Origin of the sequence: Sinorhizobium sp. P24N7 (genome assembly GCF_042436655.1) — a bacterium.
Taxonomy (GTDB): domain Bacteria; phylum Pseudomonadota; class Alphaproteobacteria; order Rhizobiales; family Rhizobiaceae; genus Sinorhizobium; species Sinorhizobium meliloti_A.
In genome coordinates, this window is sequence record NZ_JBHMIW010000140.1 from 1 (window position 1) to 429 (window position 429).

At 63.4% G+C, this 429-nt stretch carries 1 pseudogene; it reads right to left on the bottom strand.

From position 1 onward, the window contains the following. Nucleotides 1-194: 194 nt before the first annotated feature. A pseudogene (locus tag ACFHWW_RS34330) lies at nucleotides 195-429 on the bottom strand (hypothetical protein); the annotation flags it as partial.

Genomic DNA, 429 nt, shown 5'->3' on the forward strand with positions numbered 1-429 from the left:
GGATAGACTGGTGGTAGGAGCCGACAATGTCGAGGGCGATGTAGCGCTCGAGCTCGCGCAAGGTGAGCGCCGAATGCCGCTTCGAATCGTATTCGCCGAGTTCCTGCGCGTTGCTGAACGTCGTGCCGGGCAGCAGGTGGAGCTTCCCCATCTGCGTGCCGATCAGACGCTCGATATGACCGCCGAAGCGCGGCTCAGCCGGCGGTCGCCACGCAATCGCGATGCCTGCATCCTCGCACCCCCTCCCTCTTGAAAGCGCGACTCCTAAAGTCGGCGCCGTTGTCGACGTGCAGTGTTTCCGGTAGGCCGGCGACGGGCAACGCTTCGGTGATCTCGCGTTCCCGCAACCAAGCCGACTTGTCGAAGACCGAGTGCAGCAGGCACAGACTGGTCGACAACCGGGAAGGCGCGTCCATCGTCAGGTAGAAT